Origin of the sequence: Nocardia sp. NPDC059236, assembly GCF_042754085.1 — a bacterium.
Taxonomy (GTDB): Bacteria; Actinomycetota; Actinomycetes; order Mycobacteriales; family Mycobacteriaceae; genus Nocardia.
In genome coordinates this window covers 92,602-111,641 of the sequence record NZ_JBHZAF010000014.1, presented here as the reverse complement: position 1 = coordinate 111,641, position 19,040 = coordinate 92,602, and the positions used below count along the sequence as shown (strand labels likewise).

Genomic DNA, 19,040 nt, shown 5'->3' with positions numbered 1-19,040 from the left:
TAGCCGATCGATAACGGCGGTCGCTTTCCCAGTTGATCGTCGGCGCGTTCTGTGGCAGCGTGTCGCGAGATCGTGAACTGTCCGCGCGCCGAATGCGCTGCTGGACAGCGAATCAGCAATACAGATCAGCGCGTATTCGGGGGCGATAGTGGGGTCACGGGGGTGTCTGATTGAAGCCACCGCTGCGCGAGTGATTCTCGTCGCAGGCGGTCCGCGATGATCTGGAAGCCGCCCGCGGCGGGAGGTCTCGGCTGGCTCGTCGGCATGAAATGGCCCGAAGGCAATGAAGACCTCATGTGGGGGATTGCCGACGACTGGACCGGTGCCGCGAAGGATATTCGCAGTATCGATGCCGACATCGATGCCGCGATCGCGGCGGTGCGCCAGGCCTATCCGACGGGTGACGGCGGCGACAAGATCATCGCTCAGCTGTCGGACATGCGGACCGGCAACCAATCGATCGACAAGCTCGCGGACTGGTTCGACACGATTGCGGGAACCGCGAACAACACCGGGACACAGCTCGAATACACGAAGCTGATGTTCTACACGACGCTGATCACGCTGGCCGCGGATATCGCGGCGGCGTGGGCGTTTCCGCCCACCGCGCCGATGGCCGAGGGCGCGATCATCGGCGTCGGCCGGATCACCGTGCGGATCCTTACCCGGCGCGCGATCGACTTCCTCGGCAAGGAAGCCGAGAAGGCCGGTGAGATCGCGCTGAAGAAGTTCATTCTGAAGCAGGTACTCATCGGTGGTGCGCTGGGTGGATTGCAGGACGGTGCGATCCAGGCCTATCAGAACGAATTCGGACGCCGCAACGGTATCGATTACAAGCAGTTGGGGTTGTCAGCGGCAGGTGGTGCTGTCGGTGGTCTGATCGCCGCTCCCGTCGGCAAATACGTCCCGAAGATGCTGCTGAGCCCGCTGTCGAAGGACGTCGCCCAGAAGATGGTGACGCAGAAGGCCGCTAACTTCCTCGGCGGTGGAGTCGCCGGTGGTGTGGCCGGTCTGGGCGGTTGGGTCGTCAGCGGTGGTGTTACGCACAACTGGGAATTCGACCCCCGTGTGGTCACCGCGGGTATCGCGGGAGGCACGCTGCCCGGTGTCGCCCACGAAGTCCCGTCGCCCTGGAAGGGCGGCGAGCCGAAGCTGTCCACTGCGGGAGCCAAGACCGACGGCGCTCCGTCGGGCATCACTGAGCAGCACAAGACGCCTGAGATCGAAACCGGCAAGCCGTCGATCGGTGAGCAGCCTCAGCAGACGCCTTTGCCCGCCGAGAACGCAGCTCGAGATGGTGCTCCGGCGGCCGAGCATCCCCAATCGGTGGAGCCGAAAGCGCAACTGACCGATCACGGGAACCAGCACGAAACTCCGGCCGGCGGGCCGCAAGCCGCACCGAATGCGCAAGCGCAGGTGCACAACCCACAGGTTGTCGAGGCGCGTCCGGCGGACGGTCCGCAGGCCGCCAACACCGGGCAGTCACCGGCTTCGGCTGATCAGCGTCAGGTAACCCCCGCGGGCGCGCCGCGCGCCGAGACGCCCGGTGTACTGCGCACCGAAACACCAGCTGCGCTGAAACCCGAAACACCGGTCACCTCGAATACGGCGCGTGCCGACGCACCCGGATCACAGACCCCGCAGGCTGCCGAACCGAGAGCCACGGCCGCCCCGGCACGCGATGGCGGTGCCGCGCTGACTACGATGAGTACCAGGGCCACCGGGCAGGACGTTCCCACTCGCGTGGGCGAGCACACGGATCTGAGCCAGTCCGCGCGGACAGCGGAACCGGCGGCCGGCCGGCCGGACGGCAGGGATCTGGTGGGGGCCGGTAGCGGTCCGGCTTCCAGAATCGGCGCGCGACCCGAGAATCCTTTGGGCGGAAGGGAACCGCGGCCCGATGGGCAGTCGAATCATCCGTCCGGGTCTCCGACAGAGCACAACCGGGGACCCAACGACCAACGCGGCCCGAATCACCCGGCGTCGGGTCCGGCACCCGACCCGACGGCCACCCATACGACGCCGCCGCACGATTCCACGCCCGCGCTCCCGCGGGACCCCGAACATCCTGTGCTGCCGAAGGATTCGCCGGTCACCGAGGCCGAGCACGCGCACGCTCGTGAAGCCTTGGATCGCCTGGGCCCGGAGGCGACGCCCGAACACCTTGCGCACGAACAGGACAGCTCTGTCGCGGCCGCGCACGATCGAGCGACCGAGAACCACGAGTGGTGGCACTCGCTCACCCCGGAGCAACAGGGCGCCATGCTGCGCGTCCACCCGCACGAGCTCGGCAATGCCGACGGCATCCCACCGCACATCCGCGACGAAGCCAACCGCCTGGCGATCGCGCGCGACATCAACCAGGTACGCGAACAGAATCCGCGGGTCGACAAGTTCCTCACCCGGTTCACCGATCCGGAGAGCGTCCGGCAGTGGAAGAACCTGCGGTCCACCGTGGAAGCCCTCGAGCACGCGGACGATCTGGCTCGCAGCTTCGCGGACAAGAACGCCGGTCACGAGCCGCCGGTACAGGTGCTCTCCTACGACTCGGAGGCGTTCGGCGGCGAGGGTCGCGCGGTAGTCGCATTCGGTGATACCCAGCACGCGTCCACCGTTTCGTTCCACGTTCCGGGTATCACGACCACGGTGCGAAGTCTGGGAACGAACCTGGACAACGCCTTCAACCACTACCGGGCCACTTCGGAGAACAGGGATCCCGCCGAGGTCGCGTCGATCGCGTGGATCGGTTATGACGCGCCGAGCGGATTCCCGAAGATCCTGCGCGAGATGACCGACGCGCGGCTGGCTTCACGCGGAGGCCAACTCCTCGCCCGAGATGTGGCCGCGTTCAGTCAATCCCGTCGCTCGGACGCCGCCCTGCCCGGTGGCTCGCCGACACCCGACGTGCACCTGTTCGGCCACAGCTATGGCTCCACCACCACGGCCTTCGCGGGCGCGGGCGGGCGCCTGTCCGGCGACATCTCCACCATCACGCTGCTGGGATCGCCCGGTGCGGGACCGGTGGGGCACGCCGCGGATTTCGGCATCGGCGCGCACAACATCTTCGTCGCCAGTTCCTCGCGCGATCCGGTCACCTGGATCGGCGCCAACGCACACGGCGAAATCAGCCGCATGGCACCGGGTCTCGGCAACGGCCTGGGAATGGACCCCGCCATTTCGGCATTCGGCGCCAACCGCATCGCCGCCCAATTCCCCGGCGGCATACACACACTCAGCGACATCTCGACCCATACGGGCTACTACAACTACCTGGACAAGGGCGCCACGGTCCCAACCGAGTCCCTGCACAACTTCGCCCGTATCGCCAACGGCGAGAGCCCCCACACCCTGCCCGAATACCCTCGCCCGGGCCGCGACGACCTCAACGCGTGGCAGCGCAACATCGGCTCCCTGCCCCACGACCCGGCGGGCTTCCGCGCTCCCGAACCCAATGTCCATCAGGGCGAACACCCGTACGGCTACGACGATCTGGTCAACCAGCACCGCACCCAGGACCCAACCCCGGTCGCCCCTGATCGTACGCACTCCCAGGTCAACGACTGCGGCCCCCAGGCCCTCCGCCAGGTCCACGAGCTAACCGGCAACCCCGACGTCCACGTCCCCGAAGACGCTCACATCGCCGAACACGGCATGACCGCGGCCGAACTCGAGAACGCCGCAGGCGCCCACCTCGACCGCCACGAAACCCTGGGCTCGATCGCCGACCAACTCCACCGACTAGGCGACGGCGCCACCGCCCTGGTCGTCGACGAATTCCACGGCCCCACAGACGCCAACGACATCGGCGCCCACGCCTACACCATCACCAACGACGGCGGCCGACTAGTCGTCCACGACAACGCCGTCCCCGGCGGCCCCCACTCCTTCCCCCCGGACCACACCAACGTCAAATCCACCCACGCCATCGTCTACGACTCCCATGGCAACCCGGTACATCCGCTCGAACGAACCCCTGAGACCACTCCGGCGAATGTCCGCGATACTCGCCCGGAAGCCCGTATAGGCCAGCCGGATTCACGCTCCGAACCCGCGCATCAAGGGCAGCACCCCGAGCCCCAGCACGAACCAATCACCCACGAATTCACCCATCCGACCGATCATGAGGTCGGTGGTCCCGCCCACGATTCGATCCGGCGTTTCGACACACCTGATGCTGCCCGCCACTATGGCGAGGAGATACTCGGTCCTATCCGAGACATGATGTCCGGCCCTGAACTACGTGAGCTGCAGGCATACACCAAGAAGTCTTGGATCAATGAATTCTTGCGCGCGGCGGACCCGGTGAAGTTGCTCACCAAGCTCGGTGAGGACGAAGTCCACTACGGGCAATTGATGCGGCTCACCGGCGGCAGCCCGATTATGCTGAAGATCGAAGTGCTCGAGCGATTGCTTGCGGAGCATCCCGATCCTCGCGATCCGAATCTCGATCCGCCCCTGCGCGCTGCGATCGACAGCATCCTCAACGAGGACAATCCGCACGCTCGGCTCCAGGAGCTGTGGCGTAACTCCGGCAAGCTGCCTTCGATGCGTGAGTATTTCGGTGGTGACCCGACGATGGACATCCTTCGATCTCAGGTCGCTCACCTCGACCAAGCAACGAATCGTCCGCTTCCCGAGGGAGTGGAGGTTTCGCGCGGTATCAGCATGAGGAGTCTCGACCGTCTCATCGGACCCGACGGCCGGCCACTGAACGGTCGTAATCCAAAACTGCTGAAGGGCACGGTCCAGGACGACCACGGCTACATGTCGACCAGTCTGGGACCGACCCCGCCTCAAGAATTCAGGCTCAAAGTCCGTATGGAACTAGAGGTTCCGGCTGGATCGAAGGGCGCGTGGGTCGGCGACAAGGGACTGTCCGGACCTGAGAACGAACTCATCCTCCAGCGTGAATCCCGCTTCCTGATCACAGATGTCATCGAGGATCCGCAAGGCGCGAGATACGACGATGGGTACGTCGACTACCTGGTCAAAGGAACCCTCGTACCGGCGGATTACGTCCACGAGCCGCACGTCGAAGTCACGGATGCCCACGATCCGAACTCGACGACGGACAAGCCCGAAGCGGATCCGGTTCATCCTCCGACGGACGGACCCGACGAAGACCACGTTCCCTTTCGGCTGGGCGACGAGACGCAGCATCCGGTCGAGCCGGAGCACCCGCAAGAGGCTCCGCATGCCGAAGACAACGGACCCGAACATGTGCCGACCGATCCTGCCGATCGACCCTCGACGCTCACACCGCATCTGGCCGACCGCTTCAACGAGATGCATGAGCGCATCGCCGACATAGCTGCCGCCTACAACGATCCGACTCGCACCGCCGAACTACCCGGACTACGACTCGGACTCGGCGACCTGATGGACAAACTCGGAATGCTCGACCGCTCGACAGCGGTGACTGCGATGCGACTGTTCAACGAGTACAACCTCGAGTTCGCGAAGTATCTGAATGAAAACTACAAGGCCCTACTGCCACACCCATCGGACGTTGAAAGTCATGGCGCGGTTCCGACGCACTCGACTGAGCACCCTTCAGAGGCCGCCGATCATACCGAGCCATCCAAGGAACATTCGTCAGCTGACGAGCCGAACTCGGAACCCGCTCACGAATTGCCGAAAGCCGGTGCTCCATCGGAGCTCACCCCACACGAGCAAGATGCATTGCACCGCTACACCGACCCCGACGCGGGCGTCTACGCCGATCTGAACAAGCGCCTTCGCAGTGGCACTGACCTGGATCCCCATCAAGCGGAACTCGCAGACCATATCTCCTCGGCGCTCGATAAGCTTCCTACCTTCGAAGGCACGGTATGGCGAGGCACAAACCTCTCACCCGAGGACCTCGCTCGCTACGTGAAGGGCGCCACAGTTCGTGAGCCCTCATTCACCAGTACCTCGACCGACCGCAACCGAATCTTCACCGGCAATGTCGAATTCATCATGCACTCGACGAATGGTCGTGAAGTCAGCCCGCTTTCGGCCCGTCCCGCTGAGAAGGAGATCCTGTTCGACCGCAACGCGACGTTCGAAGTCCGAGGCGTAGTCCACGACCCCAACGCCAACCTCTTCGGCGTCACTCGCATCTATCTGGTCGAAACCCCCAGCCACACAGCCATTCACGAAACTTCGCCGGAGCATGCCAACACCCATCCCAGCGATAGCGAGGCTACCCATGCTCCGAACACTCGAGACCTGGTCCCCGAGGATCCTCCCGTCCGTTACGGAACCGACCGCACCTCACTAGGCGATTCCCCCGAAGTAGAGCGAGTCTTCCAAAACCTCCGTAACGAGGGCGAACACGATGTAATCCTCCACGGCGACCGCTTCGGCCGCCCCACCGCCGACGGCGGCCACGAGATCGACCCGCAAAAGGTCGTAGAAGCAATCCGCAACAACCCGGACTATGTACCGGGGACCCCGGTCCGCCTCATCTCCTGCCACAGCGGAAACGAAATCGGCTGGGCCCAACACATCGCTCATGAACTGGGTGTCCCGGTCCGGGCCCCGTCCGATCTGGTCGGTGTGAAGGCTCACCCGGATTCTCCAGCGGTCGTCCACAACGAAGGCACTTGGAAGACCTTTCACCCGGAAGGGCCGGACGGAAGAACCCCCGAACCCACTGTCCACCAGCCGGATCCCCTTGTCGACGCGGACCTGCCCAGAGGCGGGGGCACCCGAGATGGCTGGGACATTCTCGGCAATGAGACAGCGGATGAGCATTCGGGTTCGCCGCACGATGAGCATCCGAGTTCGCCGCACGACGAGCAGTCTGATTCGCCGCACGATGAACACGGGCTCGACGGCGATTCGGCCTCTTCGAGGTACGCGGACCTCGAAGACGATGTGATCATCGATTCGGGCGATCCGAAGTACAACGAGCGATTCGTGGAATGGAATCGCCCTAGTCACCGACCCCCGGATCCCGAGAATCCGCACGCGCCGCGGCGGCCGCTCGATGTGCACGAAGAGATCCGAGCGCCACACCGTGACCGTGATAATGTGCCGGACGGCAACACGGAGCCTGACAGACTTCGGCCGGATGAGAGCCCGGATCCGATACCTGAGCCGCTGGGTGACTTGGCCGGGGACGGCGGGCTCCACCCGTGGACGGAATACCCTGTGGTCAACCAAAATGGCACTCGCACAACATTTTTCACCGACGGTGATGGTGTCGTCAAATGGGTTGAGGCTACTCCTGGTGCACGTGATATGGCCGTCGATGGCAAGGGAAAATGGTCTGGATTCAACCCCGACCTGAGCTTCCCATTGCTACCGGACGTTCAATATCAGGTTCCAAATTTTCATAACAATGAGAAATTACTGAACTTCCATACCGACGAGCATGGCCAGACGGATCGACTCACTGGAGATGTCGAAGCGCGGGGGCAGGACAAGAACCATCGCGACGACGACAGCAAGAAAGGCGCGCAGAAGCGTGCCAACCAGGAAGGGGAAGCTGCCTTCCCGAAGAACCCTCCCGGGCGTACGCTGACCCTCCTTGAACGAGCGAAGGCTCGTATCAAGTGGGCGGGCGGGCACCTGCTCGCGAATGAGCTCGGTGGTCTTGGTGAATATCTGAACATGCATCCGCAGATGGCAGCATCGAACTCCGGAAATGATCGAGACGGATGGGTTCATGCTGCATCGTGGCGGGCAAAGGAGAACCAGCTCGTCGAATTCGCGAGTCAGGATCATCAGGATATTCGAAACTATCAGGTCAAGATGATCAGAGAAGCCGACGGAGTTCCGGCTTCGGTTGTCATGCGCTGGCAAGAGGTTACCTACGCACGCAATTCCGACGGCACCGTGCAGCTTGGTTTGAACGGTAAGCCCGTGGTGGAGTCGGTGGTTACCAAGGAACGAGCGTTCTCGAACAAGGAGGCGAACTTTGGACCAGCCACCCCGTACAACGGTCGCTGAGATCTGCGCGATAGTGGAGCGTGCGGCCCCAGTGAGCTGGGCGTGCCTTACCCTGCAGGTCTGGGCGAATGTGATGTCGTACGAAGTCGCGGTGTCCGCGCAGGATGCCAATGGCAGGTCCGCGGGCGAGGTGAGCCAGCCGGCGGTGACCGATCTGCTGGTACGGCTGCGGAACGAGATGTACGAGCCTGATCGTGGAGCTTGGCTCTCCGCGAGGTTTGTGCTGAATCGTGGGGAAGAACCAGATATCTCGTTCAACTATGACGATGATCCACAGTGGTCACCTGACTTGCATCCGCTGATGTACGCGCGCGACCTGGAGGTGTATCCACGTGCGGAGCAGCATGTTCCGCAGTGGTTGCAGGATCGGGTGGCGTTCGGCCTGGAACTGGAACGCCAGCGTGAGGCCGACGGCGATACACAGTAGGCTGTGCATTGATGATCGGTTTCCGAGGAGGACTTGCCTGATGTCGAACCAGCCGTTGAACCCGATGGAACAACAGGAGAAGCTGTCGGACATCACATTGGAAATACTCGAGACCCTGCCGATGGGATGGACGCGCTTGATTGTTCGCGGTCGGATTCTCGGTCGGTACGCTGAGCGTGAGAGTGGGGTGAAGATGCCGGATGGATCTGTGCAGGGCTTCTCCTTCCCGCCTACCGCATGGCGAAAGTTCCAAGATTTGCGAGACGGTATGTACGCGCCTGGTCTGGGCACCTGGGTCGAGTTCGAATATGTACTGGATCCGCCCGGCCGGTTTGTTATCGACTACAACCGTGACCAACTTCCTCGATTCAGTAAGAAAGGTCCGACGAGCAGCGATTTTGCCCTCGAGAACGAGTGGTATCCGCGCACGGCCGAGCACATGCCCGAATGGTTCCACCATGGATTGGGCACGCCTTCCTCGGAACATCTCGGCTGATGCACACAGGAGTGTGGTGGTGATCGGTCTGAAGCCCGTTGGTATCTACCAGGAGATGTACCGAAAAGCGCGGGAAGGGCTTCCGTCGTTGCGAGATTCGTACACCGACCAGGTGGTTGGGGAACGAGATCTGGTAGTCGCGTATATGAGGTCGGCGACGCCGGTCTTCGACGTACCGGCGGATGTCACGGATCTGGTCGATGTTTCCCAGACTATCCGTAACGGTCCATCACTGCTTTCTGACGGAGAGTGGATCTGGCGCATCGACTCGATCCATTATCTCGCGAACTACTCCCTCGCAATTCCGTCTGCGTTCCTCGATCACGTGCGCGCGCAAAACTACCGTCCCGCAACCGATGTCGACGTGTCTGACGCAAAGTTCGACGCTGCGATTTCCGCGTACTTCTGAACGAACTCAGGAATCCGCCATGACGCTTCCGCATTGGGTGACCCCGCCGGATGAAACCGACGACAGCGAGATCGACAAGAAGCTCGCGGCGAGACTGGGTGTCACCGTCGACCAGTTGCACGAGATCGACCGGCAGATGGCCGAGGATGTACGTGCCCGCGACGCTGTTCCGCCTGCGGACCGAATCGTCGACAGCAGTCCAAAGTTCAATGAGGGTTTCGGGCCCGACAACGCCGCGGACACCGCACAGTCCGGCGAGATCCGAGCCTCCGCCACGCTCCCGCCTCTTGTGTCGGCGGACGACGCGATGGCGCCGAACTACGACGCCTGGACGCGTCTTCCGGTATTCTACGTTCCGATCACGGTAGGCGACACCCTGATCGGCTACCTGTGGGGGTCACAGGACGGGAAGTCCGCGGGGTTCTTCCGGAACCTCGCGTCCGCGGTCGATCGTGTGAAATTCGCTGTGTACTGGAACAATCGGCTCGAAGAGACCTACGGTATGGGGCTCACCCCGGCGGAGGCGATCGAGTATTGGCGTGGAAGGCCTGGGGACCCCCAACTCGGTGCGATCGCTGGTGACGCGGAGCGAGGTGAGTCGCGGACTATCCAGGAGTTGGCGCTGCGCTTGAATCCTGATAAACCGTTGGGCGATGGTCCATGGGTCCAGGACGGCACCTTTCCAAGTGGCAGTCCGGAGGATCGCTCGGAAGGATTCAGCGCGATCGCGCCTTCTCCGACAACCACATACCCCGAGGAAACCGCTTCGGCTGTCATTTATCTGCCCGTCAGTCTGAAAGGCACGATCGTCGGGTACGTGTGGGCGTCGACGAGTGACGATGCCGCCGGGTACATCCCGCGCACCGCGGTCGGCCACACGGGCTTCGTTGCGGGGGGACTGTGGCGCTCACGTCTCATCAATGCACATATGGCTGGTCTGTCGGCGCTCGATGCGGTTCGGCGTTGCCGGTCGCTACCAGACAATGCCCCTGGGACATTCGGTGTGATCGATCCGATTCCGGAGCAGGAGGCGCCCACGCTCGCCGATCTCCGCCGGCTCGCCGATCAAGATTGACCGCTGCGAGAGCTGCGGCCGCGACATGGGCGCCGTGAAACGGATCGATCGGACCTACGACGACCACCAAATCTCCACCGGTGATGATCTGCGACTCGAGTACCGGGGCGAGCCCTTCACAGGCGAAGTGGTGACGACACTCGGTGACCAACTTTTGGCCCAGGCCTTTTACGTGGATGGGATCAGCCATGGACTCCAGCGCGCGTGGTGGTCAGACGGTCAGCTGAAGTCCCAGGGGGAGATGGACTTCGGTACACCCCAAGGCGTGCACAGGGAATGGCATCGGAACGGTCGACTCGCCAAGGAAAGGCAGTTCGATGAAATGGGTCGACTGCGAGCCGTGCAGATCTGGGATGAGAGCGGAAGCGCGGTCGAGAGGGCACGACCGTGGGACAAGATGTAGTCGTAGGCCCATGCCGATCTTCGCTCGAATCTCCTACCAGGATCAGGGAGCTCTGGCCGTGGCGAACTGCCGTATCGGCCACGGCCACGACTCCCTGATCTTGAAGTGGTGATCGCTCCCGACAGTCAGGTGACGAGGTCGTGGCAGCCCTGGGATTCTCGGTCGATGCGGGCGCGTATTTCCGCGACTGAGGTACCTGCGGGGCGGTGGTCGGAGCGAATCGCCGGGGCGATCCATCCGAGGATGAGACCGATTCCAGTACCCAGGATGAGGAAGACTACTTCACTGGTCATGGTCTTCCCCTTCATGATTCGGGTCCATGAGGAGAACAGACCGGGGTTGAGCGCTCAGCTGGTCGAGTGCGTGGCCTCCGACTCGGAGCAAAGTCTGTAGGGCCATCGCGCTGACGAAAAGTTCCAACCCACCGGGCTCGCCGAATACGAGAGTGACTGTCTCGTCCTCGGTGTGTACGACGGGACGAATGGGACATTGGTCGTCGATGCAGGCCCAGGTGCCGACCTTCAACTGCTCGAACATGGCCGTCCTTTCGACGGTTTGGGCTGTCATGCAAGCAATCTGGGATATGGACTGACGCTAGTGTGGCGTACGCCACACATTGAGAATAGGCTGATATATCAGCGGATTCAATGGGCTGGAGCCGATGATGTTGGTCGGCAGGGAGATTCGTCGCAGGCTGCAAGGAGGACCAGGTGAACGAGCGTTCCGACCCGTCCGCGCTGCGGTTTCTGATCGGGCACGAGCTACGGGTCGCTCGGGAGCAGGCACGGGTGAAGCAGAGTGAGGCATCGAAGGCGATCGGATGCAGTCAGCCGAAGATCGTTGCGATGGAGGCCGGGAAGTACCTGCAGCAGCCCTATGATGTGACCGCTCTACTGAGGTTGTACCGAGCCGATGTGGCGCAGATCGACCGGCTCGCATCGCTGGCCGGGCGCGCGGACCAGAAGACTTGGTGGGCACCGTTTTCCGAGGTGCTGCCCAACTGGTTCAAGACGTTTGTCGGCCTCGAGGGTCTCGCGCGGAGCCAGTTCATCTATCAGACGGTGACCTTCACCGGTCAACTACAAACCGAGAGCTATGCGACTGCGCTGCACGCGGGCAGTCCGCTGGTGGCGTCGGTTGACGTTCCGCAGATCGTCCGGGCCCGCATGGCGAGGCAGCGGGTCGCGGACACCGCCGACCCGATGGGTTTGAGTACCGTCATCGAGGAGGCAGTTATGGTCCGGGAGGTTGGCGGTCCGCGCGTGATGCGCGAACAACTGGACCACCTGCTGACCCTGATCGAGCACGACCACATCGATATTCGGATTCTTCCGACCAGGACCTACGCCCATGGCGGGAATGTCGGCGAGTTCACCTTGCTGTACTTCGACGAAGCGCAGACAGTCGGCTACATCGAATACCCGACTGGCGCTCTCTACCTGCAGGACTACGATGGGGTGGCAGTGTACGAGATGTTGGCCGACCAGCTCCGCGCGGCGGCACTGTCGAAAAGTGAATCCGCCGAACTGATTCGGAGCCGGGCGGCCGAGTGGAAATAAGGGAGTCGGCGCATGGCCCCGGTCGCAGGTCGCCTATGGCGTAAGTCCAGCTACAGCGGAAGCAACGGGGGCCAATGTGTCGAGGTATGCGTCACTGCGCAGACGGTTCTGATCCGCGACAGCAAATACACCGGTCCGAGTGAGTCCCGGCCGATCGTCTCGGTACCGGGTGCTCTCTGGCCCGAGGTACTCGACGTAGTGCTCGCGGGGAGCTCAGCTGCGGTCGGGGCGGAGCTCGATATCAAGGTGGACGCCGACGGTGCCGCGAGTCTGACGGACAGCCGCGGTAGGCGGTTGACATTCACCGCAGGCGAATGGGATGCGTTCACGAAAGGCGTTGCGGACGGCCAGTTCCGATAGCGGTTCGGCCGCTATTTCACCGGCATCGTCGTGGTCCACTGGCCCTTGCTGTCGGCGATCGTCGCCTTTGTGAACATGCCCTGACTCGGGTCCGAGAGTGCGACCCAGGCGTGGAGGGTTTCGTAGGTGCCCGCGGCACAGGACGGGTCGCACTTGTTCACGTGGTAGGTGCCTTCGCCTACCGCCACGTCGGATCCCCAGATCTGCCAGGTGACGTCGGTGAGGTACTGGTGGGCCGAGGAGCAGCCGGGTTCCAGTCTGGTCGGCTTGGCGGACGGGGTACGGCCGGTGCAGTCGAGCACCTGCGAGTCGGCTTGCTTCGCAGGGGCGGCGGTTGCCTGCGGGGCAGCCATTCCCGACGCCACGGTCAGTACGACGGCGCTGGCTCCCATCAGCAGTGCCGTTGTCTGTGCCACCATTCGATTCGCCATCGCCCGTTCCTTTCCGTCGACCCCGATCCGGTGCTTCGGCCGGGTACGTTGTCGACGGTAGAAACCGGGACTAGGCGACTTCTAACGAACTTCCAACGGAGACCTACGCGACTACAGCCCGCGTCCGCGCTTGATCAGCGCATACAGCAGGTTGAAGTTGGTCAGCGAGCTGATCGGAACGGCGATCGAGGGATGTTTGGCCGCGGTTTTGATGCGGAGCCGACCCTCGGCGATGTCAACGTCGGTGATCTCGGCCCACTGCACCAGGGTGCTGTATCCGGTTACTCCAGCCGGGCTGAGGGTGATCGAACCGAACTCCACCGCTTGGCCTGATCCCAAAGTCGCCAGGACGGTAGGCATCTGGTGGACGGCTACACCTTCCTGGATCCGCGGCCCCCACTCCTGAGGGTTGACGATCCCCTCGCGTAGACGCAGAGGCCGGCCGTCGAGGTCCTGCATCTCATAGGCGTAGGTGACCCGGGTAGTGACCCCGTTCCGGCGATGGTCGACCAGGTCTTGGATCACGCTCGTCGAGTCGTACCGAACCACCCGCAGTTGTTCCCGGGACACGAAAATCAGCCCATGCTCGAAGAGCTCCAGCCATTTGCCGGAATTCCGCTGCCCGTAGAAGAGCCCGTGCACAATCGAAAACAGCGCCGCCAGCCCCACGATCAGCGCGAAGTACATCGCTGCTTCCAACAACTCGACTCGCACGGCGAACCCCAGCACCGTCACCGCGACCAGCCCGACGAATATCATCCCGAGTCGTCCGATGCCGCGCCAGTCCATCGTGACCGCGCCGTAGGTCTGAACGTGCCTCCCCAGACCCGCCCGCACAGCCGCTTCCGAAATGCGCTGTGTGTCATCGGTTTGCAGGGCTGGCTGCGTCATGATTCCCCCTGTCGTCAAACGTTCTTCCAACGATGGTGCACGAGCGTGTCACCCGCGGTATTGACCACCGCTATTGAGCTGCGCCGCAGCCTGGTTGACGGCTGTGGCGAGCTCGGTCATCAGTCGTATGACTTCCAGGTAAGCGGCAGAATCACGGGGGATGGTGCCGCGGATCCAGCAGATCAGTACTCCATCGTTGACGCGAATGCGCGCCGTAGGGGCAATCTGGACGATCGCGTACGCCGCCTTCTTGACGGGGAGCGTCAGTAGCTGCCGGGCATGATCAGGGTTATTGGGGGTCAGACCGAGGTACCAGCGATCGAATTCCGCGTCACCGCTGGAGAATCGGCGGTGTTCGACCGATTTCTTATTGAACTCGAGAAGCCACTCACCCTGGGTCGACAGGAGGTCCAGCCGGTCCACCGTGGGATCGACGCCTTCGAGCAAGGCCGCGGTGTGTCGCCAGGTCTTGATCGTATTGAGGTACATGGTCTCGTGCTCGACCAAGAATGTGGTGAACGGGAAGCCGAGGGCCTGACCGTGGATGGGCTCCTGGTATTTCGCCTTCGAAGGGTAGGGGCACAGCCCGACCTTCGCGTGTTGCTCGCGCCAGACCTCAGTGGGCCAGCTGGGCACACCACCCATCGCGGCCGCCATCGCCGCATGCGCCTCACGGTTCTTCGCAGTGCCACTGATCGCCAGCGCACCCCACGCCACGACGATGACCACCCCGATGACAATGGCAATAACCATGAACTCCCCCTGTAATCAAGCGTCCATCAACCGCCCGCAGCTTAGTCACCGCCCGGATACGCCGCTATTCGACAGCTATGTCCGCTGGCCAGCGGCCCTGCGACTGCCCGGCTAGGATCGTCTGAAACGTGTCGGGGTGGGAGGGTCCGGCGCGGTATCCCACTACCTACGCAAGCACGCCTTTCCGCCAGACCCAGAGCTGGTGAGCCACATCATCGCTCGTGACTTCCAGTTCCGCGAGGTCAGTCCGGAGGAGAAAAATCTCGCTGTACGCGTGATCACCACCGGATGACCACAATCTCCCGCCGGTGGTACGGTCGGGCCGTATCGTCACCGGGGGCTGGGTAACGCAACGCGGTGTAGTCGAAGCCGTATCAGTGTTGGGTCGCAACGCTGTTGGACGGGGAGGGAGAACGTTTCGTGGCCGATGGCGACGCCTTCACCAATCTCAGAAACGACGGCCAGAAGGGTGTGTACTTCGACTCCGGAGCCGCCCAGACGATGGCGCAGCAGGCCGCCGACATGTTGACGGTCGTGAACGCGGCTATGGCTCTGGTCCAGCCGGAGACGAACCTGCAACCGTTCAATCAGCGAGACTCCGGGCGGATGCTCGCGGACAAGCTCAATGCAGCTACGCAGCGTCTGGGCGGCACGGTCGCGAAGGACCATGTGGAAGTTCTCACCAGTATGGGTGAGGCCTTCGTCGGGGCGAATAAGGCGTACGCGGACGCTGATCAGACGTCAGCTGTGAACTTCGACCAGAATGTGCGCGACAGATTCACCGGTATGCACGCGAGTGGGCAGCCGGGATTGGCGACGTCTCCGCTGGCCGCGCTGACACAGCACGTCGACTCCGTCAGCCTGCCGGGATGGGGGCAATCCAATAGGGGCAACGTCTACGAGTGGTCCGGAACGTCGAAGGACGACTACTCCAACAAGCTCCAGAGCACAGACCAGGCGGGCCAGCTCAGCTCCGCTGCCAAGGCTGCGGGGATTGCGTTGGACGGTAAGCAGATTACTCCCGAACCGGGCAGCCAATACGGCTGGGACGATTTCCATAATCACTGGCAATATATTCACGATTCCACGATCCTCAGCGTGCTCGCGCAGCATGCGCAGGACTGGAAGACCGCGAGCGCTTACATCAAGAGTCAGGCGTCTACTTTTTCCGCGGCCAAGGACCAGTATCTGACGGGCTACCAGGGTGACAACTCGATCGGGGACAAGATCTGGGCCTCCGACGCTGCCAAGCAGGCGCGGGACGGGATCGGGCACTACCTCGACAATGTGAAGACTCTGACCGATTCGATGGATTTGATGAGCGTCAATCTCGCCTTTGCCGAGGGATGGCTGAAGAAGCTGCAGAATTTCTTGCCGTACAAGAGTATTTCGCAGACCACCGAACTTGTCGCGGCGGGAGAATCGGCCGTCGAGATGCCCATTTCGCAGAGTTCCGTCGATGAAGCGATGAACGAGATGCGGCAGGCATGGGATGAGTGGTACGGCAATGGCGTCAGGGACTCGAGCGGTGCGGTGCCCATCATCCCCGACCCGAAGGCTGCGGTCTCGATAACGCCGCCGGACCCGGCACCCACCGATCAGCCGGATCCGAATGCGAAGCAGCCGGCGGGTACTCCCACCACGCAGACCCCGACCACCCAGACACCCAATATCGACAACCCGGACGGTCAACAGCCGACCAACACTGATCCGAAGGACACCGATCCCAAGAAGACCGACACGCCGACAACAACGACTGACACGACGCTCCAGACGCTGATCACGCAGGCCAGCACGGTGCTTCAGGCTGGCATCACCGCCGCCGAGCAGGGCGTCGAGAAGCTCGCCTCGGCGGTCGAAACGGCGCTGACGCAAACACAGACCACGACGAAGACCACCGATCCGACGGATCAGCTCACTCAGCAGTTGCAGAACCTGGGCTTGATTCCGAACACCGATACACCCGGCGGAACCCCGACCGGAGGCAGCCCCACGGGTGGCACGCCCACTAGCCCCGGGTCGCCCCAGACACCGAAGACTCAGATCGCTCCTCGTTCCGCCAACCAGACAACGACGACCGAGACGGACGCGGAGGAAACCACGACTTCGCGTGCAGGACTGGCGTCTACGTCCTCGGCCTCCTCCAGCGGCTCAACCGGCGGTATGGGTGGTTCGCCGATGTCGGCGGGTTCGCAGGGGCAGGGCAAGGAACACAAGCGTCCGCAGTTCCTCACGAACCTCGACAATCTCGAAGAAGTTCTCGGTGAGGCTCCGGCCGCGGTCACCCCGGTGGCGGAGAAATGACGCCGAGCTGGCGATTCACCGAGGCCGAGTTCTACGCCCTCTGGATGGATCGGACGGGGCAAGCGCCGCCGAAGCCATTCTTGTTCACCTCGGCCACGCAGACCGCGGACGAATTCGACACCGAGCAGTCGGAGGCTCAGGAAAGCCTGAGCCACAAGGTCGGCGGTAATTTCGAGCTCGTTTTCGACGCCATGGCAAACCCCGATCTGTTCCTGACCGCTTACGGATGGGATGAACGGGACCGCTTCGGTATCGGCTCGATGGTTCGGGCCCGCGCTACGCGTAAGGGACCAAAGGGCTATGTGATCAAACAGTCGCCCGGCACGAGCTACTTCCAACGTGGCGGCTACACGGTGACCGAATGTGATCCCATCCAGCTCGCCGACGAAATCGTTCGTGCCATGCCTTCCGTCGAGCGGGGCCGCCTCGGCGACATCGGATTGGCCTCACGCGAGCAAGATCTGGACCACGATTTCGGCCGTTCGTCCGTCGCCGCCGCACCGGACACCGCGGTCTCCCGCACGCGGGAATTCATGGCGCAGTCCATCACGACGGCCGGTGAGGTCCGGATCGTGCAGGGCCGATCGGTGTTCGGTCCGCGTGGAATCACCAGCCACATCGTGCGTTTCCGCGATATCGAAGATGACGGTCGTTACGTCATGGTCGAGAACCCCCAGCGCGCACTCGCGGTCGATCAGACCAGATTCATCTCGGTAGTCAACAACTATGTCGCCGCCGTGGTGCAGACCATCAAGGACGAGCGCGGGTGAACGCATCCGCGCATCGAAATGCTGTTGGCTTGTCGAAGCGGCCTGTGATACTCATACGCATAGCTAACTGGGAGGGAGTTCGGCATGACTGAGTCGGGGGCGACCAGTTCTGGTGCTGGCGAGGGGGATTGGGCCTCGCTAGTTGTTGCCAGCACGTCCGGGTCTATTCGGGTGCGGGCGACCAATCAGGGGTTGCCATTGGCCGTGAAGGTCGAATCCGCTGAGCTGCACCGGGATCCGGGTCAGCTCGCTGGGGAGGTCTTGCGGCTGTGCCAGAAGGCTGCGAATCGGGCTGACCTCGCGCTGCGGAAGCAGTTGGAGGAGGCCGGGCTTGGGGCTGCCGGGCTCGCGCGGACCGGGCTGCCCACCGAAGCCGACGTAGCTCGACAGGAGATTGTCGAGGAGCAGGACTACGATACTGAGCCGCAGAGTTGGCTCAGGACGGTGTGAGAGGGGGCGCGCGTGGTTTCGTCTATGGATGAGCTGCAGGAGCAAGTTCGGCGGCAGCTGTATCGGTTTCAGGATTTGGCTGATCAGATGGCTGCGGTTCGGGGGCGGGAGACTTCCGAGGACGGGGCCGTGACGGCCGAGGTCGACGGGAACGGGGCGCTCAAGGATCTGCAGTTCACCAGCGCTGTTTCGCGGATGACGCCTGCCGAGTTCGAGCAGGCTGTGGTGTCGACTGCGGCGCAGGCGGCGCGGAAGGCGTTCGAGCGGCGGGCCGAGGTCGTCGACCGGTTCAACGAGGAGATGTCCGGCTAGGCCGGTTTGTTTACAGAACTTTGAGCCAGAGTTTGCATCTTGCGGTCTGGCACAAGAATTTTCGCACTTGTAGTCTGAGCACGATCATAGGTAGTGGGAGGGACACTCATGGCCGATCATGTGGCGGCGGAATTCGCGCCCATCTTGGCGTACGGCACTCAGAAGGCGGGCATCGCTGCGCAGGTCGCGGGGGCTGCCGGGGCTGATGTGGCTACCGCGCTCGCGCAGGCGGTGCCGGTGTTCGGGCTGATCGGGCAGGAGTTCCTGGCGGCGTTCGCTGTCGCGCAAGGTAATTACCTGCTGTCCTCAGCGGAAATCGCGGCGGTCCACGCGGACACCGCGGCCACGGCGTACGCGGCTGTCGGAGCCTACGGGGCGAACGAAGTGACCTCGGCGGCGAGCTTCCTATCGACGGTGCTGTGACCAACCCGTCGAATCCGACCGTGCTGGACGAGCTCC

At 62.9% G+C, this 19,040-nt stretch carries 17 protein-coding genes; 13 read left to right on the top strand and 4 right to left on the bottom strand.

The features are described from left to right. Nucleotides 1-216 precede the first annotated feature (216 nt). The 6 genes from ACFXIV_RS31645 to ACFXIV_RS31620 all read left to right on the top strand — a co-directional run bounded on the left by ACFXIV_RS31645 (nt 217) and on the right by ACFXIV_RS31620 (nt 10,751). Nucleotides 217-7,941 (top strand): ADP-ribosyltransferase, encoded by a 7,725-nt coding sequence (locus ACFXIV_RS31645; RefSeq protein ID WP_379421367.1) that lies wholly within the window; start codon nt 217-219, stop codon nt 7,939-7,941. Between the two features lie 73 nt (nt 7,942-8,014). Next, the gene (locus tag ACFXIV_RS31640; RefSeq protein ID WP_379394564.1) at nt 8,015-8,368 is read left to right on the top strand and encodes a hypothetical protein; all 354 of its coding nucleotides are present in this window, start codon (nt 8,015-8,017) and stop codon (nt 8,366-8,368) included. 40 nt (nt 8,369-8,408) lie between these two features. Next, entirely contained in the window at nt 8,409-8,864 is a 456-nt protein-coding gene (locus tag ACFXIV_RS31635; RefSeq protein ID WP_379394566.1) for a hypothetical protein, read from the top strand. 19 nt (nt 8,865-8,883) lie between these two features. Further along, nucleotides 8,884-9,273 (top strand): hypothetical protein, encoded by a 390-nt coding sequence (locus tag ACFXIV_RS31630; RefSeq protein WP_364605520.1) that lies wholly within the window; start codon nt 8,884-8,886, stop codon nt 9,271-9,273. Nucleotides 9,274-9,292: 19 nt separating this feature from the next. After that, the gene (locus ACFXIV_RS31625) at nt 9,293-10,348 is read left to right on the top strand and encodes a hypothetical protein (protein ID WP_379421366.1); all 1,056 of its coding nucleotides are present in this window, start codon (nt 9,293-9,295) and stop codon (nt 10,346-10,348) included. Between the two features lie 34 nt (nt 10,349-10,382). Continuing rightward, nucleotides 10,383-10,751, top strand: coding sequence for a toxin-antitoxin system YwqK family antitoxin (locus tag ACFXIV_RS31620; RefSeq protein WP_379394570.1), 369 nt, complete (start codon nt 10,383-10,385; stop codon nt 10,749-10,751). A 125-nt stretch (nt 10,752-10,876) separates the two neighbouring features. Here the strand turns inward: ACFXIV_RS31620 and ACFXIV_RS31615 are convergent, their stop codons facing one another. After that, complete coding sequence (locus ACFXIV_RS31615) at nt 10,877-11,044, bottom strand: hypothetical protein (protein ID WP_379394572.1); 168 nt, start codon at nt 11,042-11,044, stop codon at nt 10,877-10,879. A 417-nt stretch (nt 11,045-11,461) separates the two neighbouring features. Between ACFXIV_RS31615 and ACFXIV_RS31610 the strand changes: the two genes are divergently transcribed. Both ACFXIV_RS31610 and ACFXIV_RS31605 read left to right on the top strand, forming a co-directional pair. Next, nucleotides 11,462-12,310 carry a helix-turn-helix domain-containing protein gene (locus tag ACFXIV_RS31610; protein ID WP_379394574.1) on the top strand — a complete coding sequence of 283 codons (849 nt, stop codon included), beginning with the start codon at nt 11,462-11,464 and terminating at the stop codon, nt 12,308-12,310. 12 nt (nt 12,311-12,322) lie between these two features. Continuing rightward, nucleotides 12,323-12,670 carry a DUF397 domain-containing protein gene (locus ACFXIV_RS31605; RefSeq protein ID WP_379394576.1) on the top strand — a complete coding sequence of 116 codons (348 nt, stop codon included), beginning with the start codon at nt 12,323-12,325 and terminating at the stop codon, nt 12,668-12,670. Nucleotides 12,671-12,681: 11 nt separating this feature from the next. On the opposite strand, the gene ACFXIV_RS31600 is transcribed toward ACFXIV_RS31605, so the two are convergent. The 3 genes from ACFXIV_RS31600 to ACFXIV_RS31590 all read right to left on the bottom strand — a co-directional run bounded on the left by ACFXIV_RS31600 (nt 12,682) and on the right by ACFXIV_RS31590 (nt 14,745). After that, nucleotides 12,682-13,101: a hypothetical protein gene (locus tag ACFXIV_RS31600; RefSeq protein WP_379394578.1), complete on the bottom strand. Its 420-nt coding sequence runs from the start codon at nt 13,099-13,101 to the stop codon at nt 12,682-12,684. Between the two features lie 111 nt (nt 13,102-13,212). Continuing rightward, nucleotides 13,213-13,992 (bottom strand): DUF6585 family protein, encoded by a 780-nt coding sequence (locus ACFXIV_RS31595; protein WP_379394580.1) that lies wholly within the window; start codon nt 13,990-13,992, stop codon nt 13,213-13,215. A gap of 48 nt (nt 13,993-14,040) precedes the next feature. Further along, nucleotides 14,041-14,745 (bottom strand): hypothetical protein, encoded by a 705-nt coding sequence (locus ACFXIV_RS31590; RefSeq protein WP_379394582.1) that lies wholly within the window; start codon nt 14,743-14,745, stop codon nt 14,041-14,043. A 420-nt stretch (nt 14,746-15,165) separates the two neighbouring features. On the opposite strand from ACFXIV_RS31590, the gene ACFXIV_RS31585 reads away from it, so the two are divergent. From ACFXIV_RS31585 to ACFXIV_RS31565, 5 genes are all read left to right on the top strand, one after another. Then, the gene (locus tag ACFXIV_RS31585; RefSeq protein WP_379394584.1) at nt 15,166-17,049 is read left to right on the top strand and encodes a hypothetical protein; all 1,884 of its coding nucleotides are present in this window, start codon (nt 15,166-15,168) and stop codon (nt 17,047-17,049) included. Next, nucleotides 17,046-17,819, top strand: coding sequence for an ESX secretion-associated protein EspG (locus ACFXIV_RS31580; protein WP_379394586.1), 774 nt, complete (start codon nt 17,046-17,048; stop codon nt 17,817-17,819). The genes ACFXIV_RS31585 and ACFXIV_RS31580 overlap by 4 nt, the downstream gene beginning before the upstream one ends. A 204-nt stretch (nt 17,820-18,023) precedes the next feature. After that, a complete protein-coding gene (locus ACFXIV_RS31575; RefSeq protein ID WP_379394962.1) occupies nt 18,024-18,269 on the top strand; it encodes a hypothetical protein in 246 nt (81 codons plus the stop codon). A gap of 24 nt (nt 18,270-18,293) precedes the next feature. Continuing rightward, a complete protein-coding gene (locus tag ACFXIV_RS31570) occupies nt 18,294-18,581 on the top strand; it encodes a YbaB/EbfC family nucleoid-associated protein (protein ID WP_379394588.1) in 288 nt (95 codons plus the stop codon). A gap of 108 nt (nt 18,582-18,689) precedes the next feature. Then, entirely contained in the window at nt 18,690-19,004 is a 315-nt protein-coding gene (locus ACFXIV_RS31565) for a hypothetical protein (RefSeq protein ID WP_379394590.1), read from the top strand. The last annotated feature ends 36 nt before the right edge of the window (nt 19,005-19,040 follow it).

Excerpts from the sequence above, each read along its gene's own strand:
- ACFXIV_RS31570 (WP_379394588.1), top strand. The coding sequence starts at position 18,294 with ATGGATGAGCTGCAGGAGCAAGTTCGGCGGCAGCTGTATCGGTTTCAG.
- ACFXIV_RS31605 (WP_379394576.1), top strand. The coding sequence starts at position 12,323 with ATGGCCCCGGTCGCAGGTCGCCTATGGCGTAAGTCCAGCTACAGCGGA.
- ACFXIV_RS31600 (WP_379394578.1), bottom strand. The coding sequence starts at position 13,101 with ATGGCGAATCGAATGGTGGCACAGACAACGGCACTGCTGATGGGAGCC.
- ACFXIV_RS31625 (WP_379421366.1), top strand. The coding sequence starts at position 9,293 with ATGACGCTTCCGCATTGGGTGACCCCGCCGGATGAAACCGACGACAGC.
- ACFXIV_RS31565 (WP_379394590.1), top strand. The coding sequence starts at position 18,690 with ATGGCCGATCATGTGGCGGCGGAATTCGCGCCCATCTTGGCGTACGGC.
- ACFXIV_RS31580 (WP_379394586.1), top strand. The coding sequence starts at position 17,046 with ATGACGCCGAGCTGGCGATTCACCGAGGCCGAGTTCTACGCCCTCTGG.
- ACFXIV_RS31645 (WP_379421367.1), top strand. The coding sequence starts at position 217 with ATGATCTGGAAGCCGCCCGCGGCGGGAGGTCTCGGCTGGCTCGTCGGC.
- ACFXIV_RS31615 (WP_379394572.1), bottom strand. The coding sequence starts at position 11,044 with ATGACCAGTGAAGTAGTCTTCCTCATCCTGGGTACTGGAATCGGTCTC.
- ACFXIV_RS31635 (WP_379394566.1), top strand. The coding sequence starts at position 8,409 with ATGTCGAACCAGCCGTTGAACCCGATGGAACAACAGGAGAAGCTGTCG.
- ACFXIV_RS31595 (WP_379394580.1), bottom strand. The coding sequence starts at position 13,992 with ATGACGCAGCCAGCCCTGCAAACCGATGACACACAGCGCATTTCGGAA.
- ACFXIV_RS31640 (WP_379394564.1), top strand. The coding sequence starts at position 8,015 with ATGTCGTACGAAGTCGCGGTGTCCGCGCAGGATGCCAATGGCAGGTCC.
- ACFXIV_RS31590 (WP_379394582.1), bottom strand. The coding sequence starts at position 14,745 with ATGGTTATTGCCATTGTCATCGGGGTGGTCATCGTCGTGGCGTGGGGT.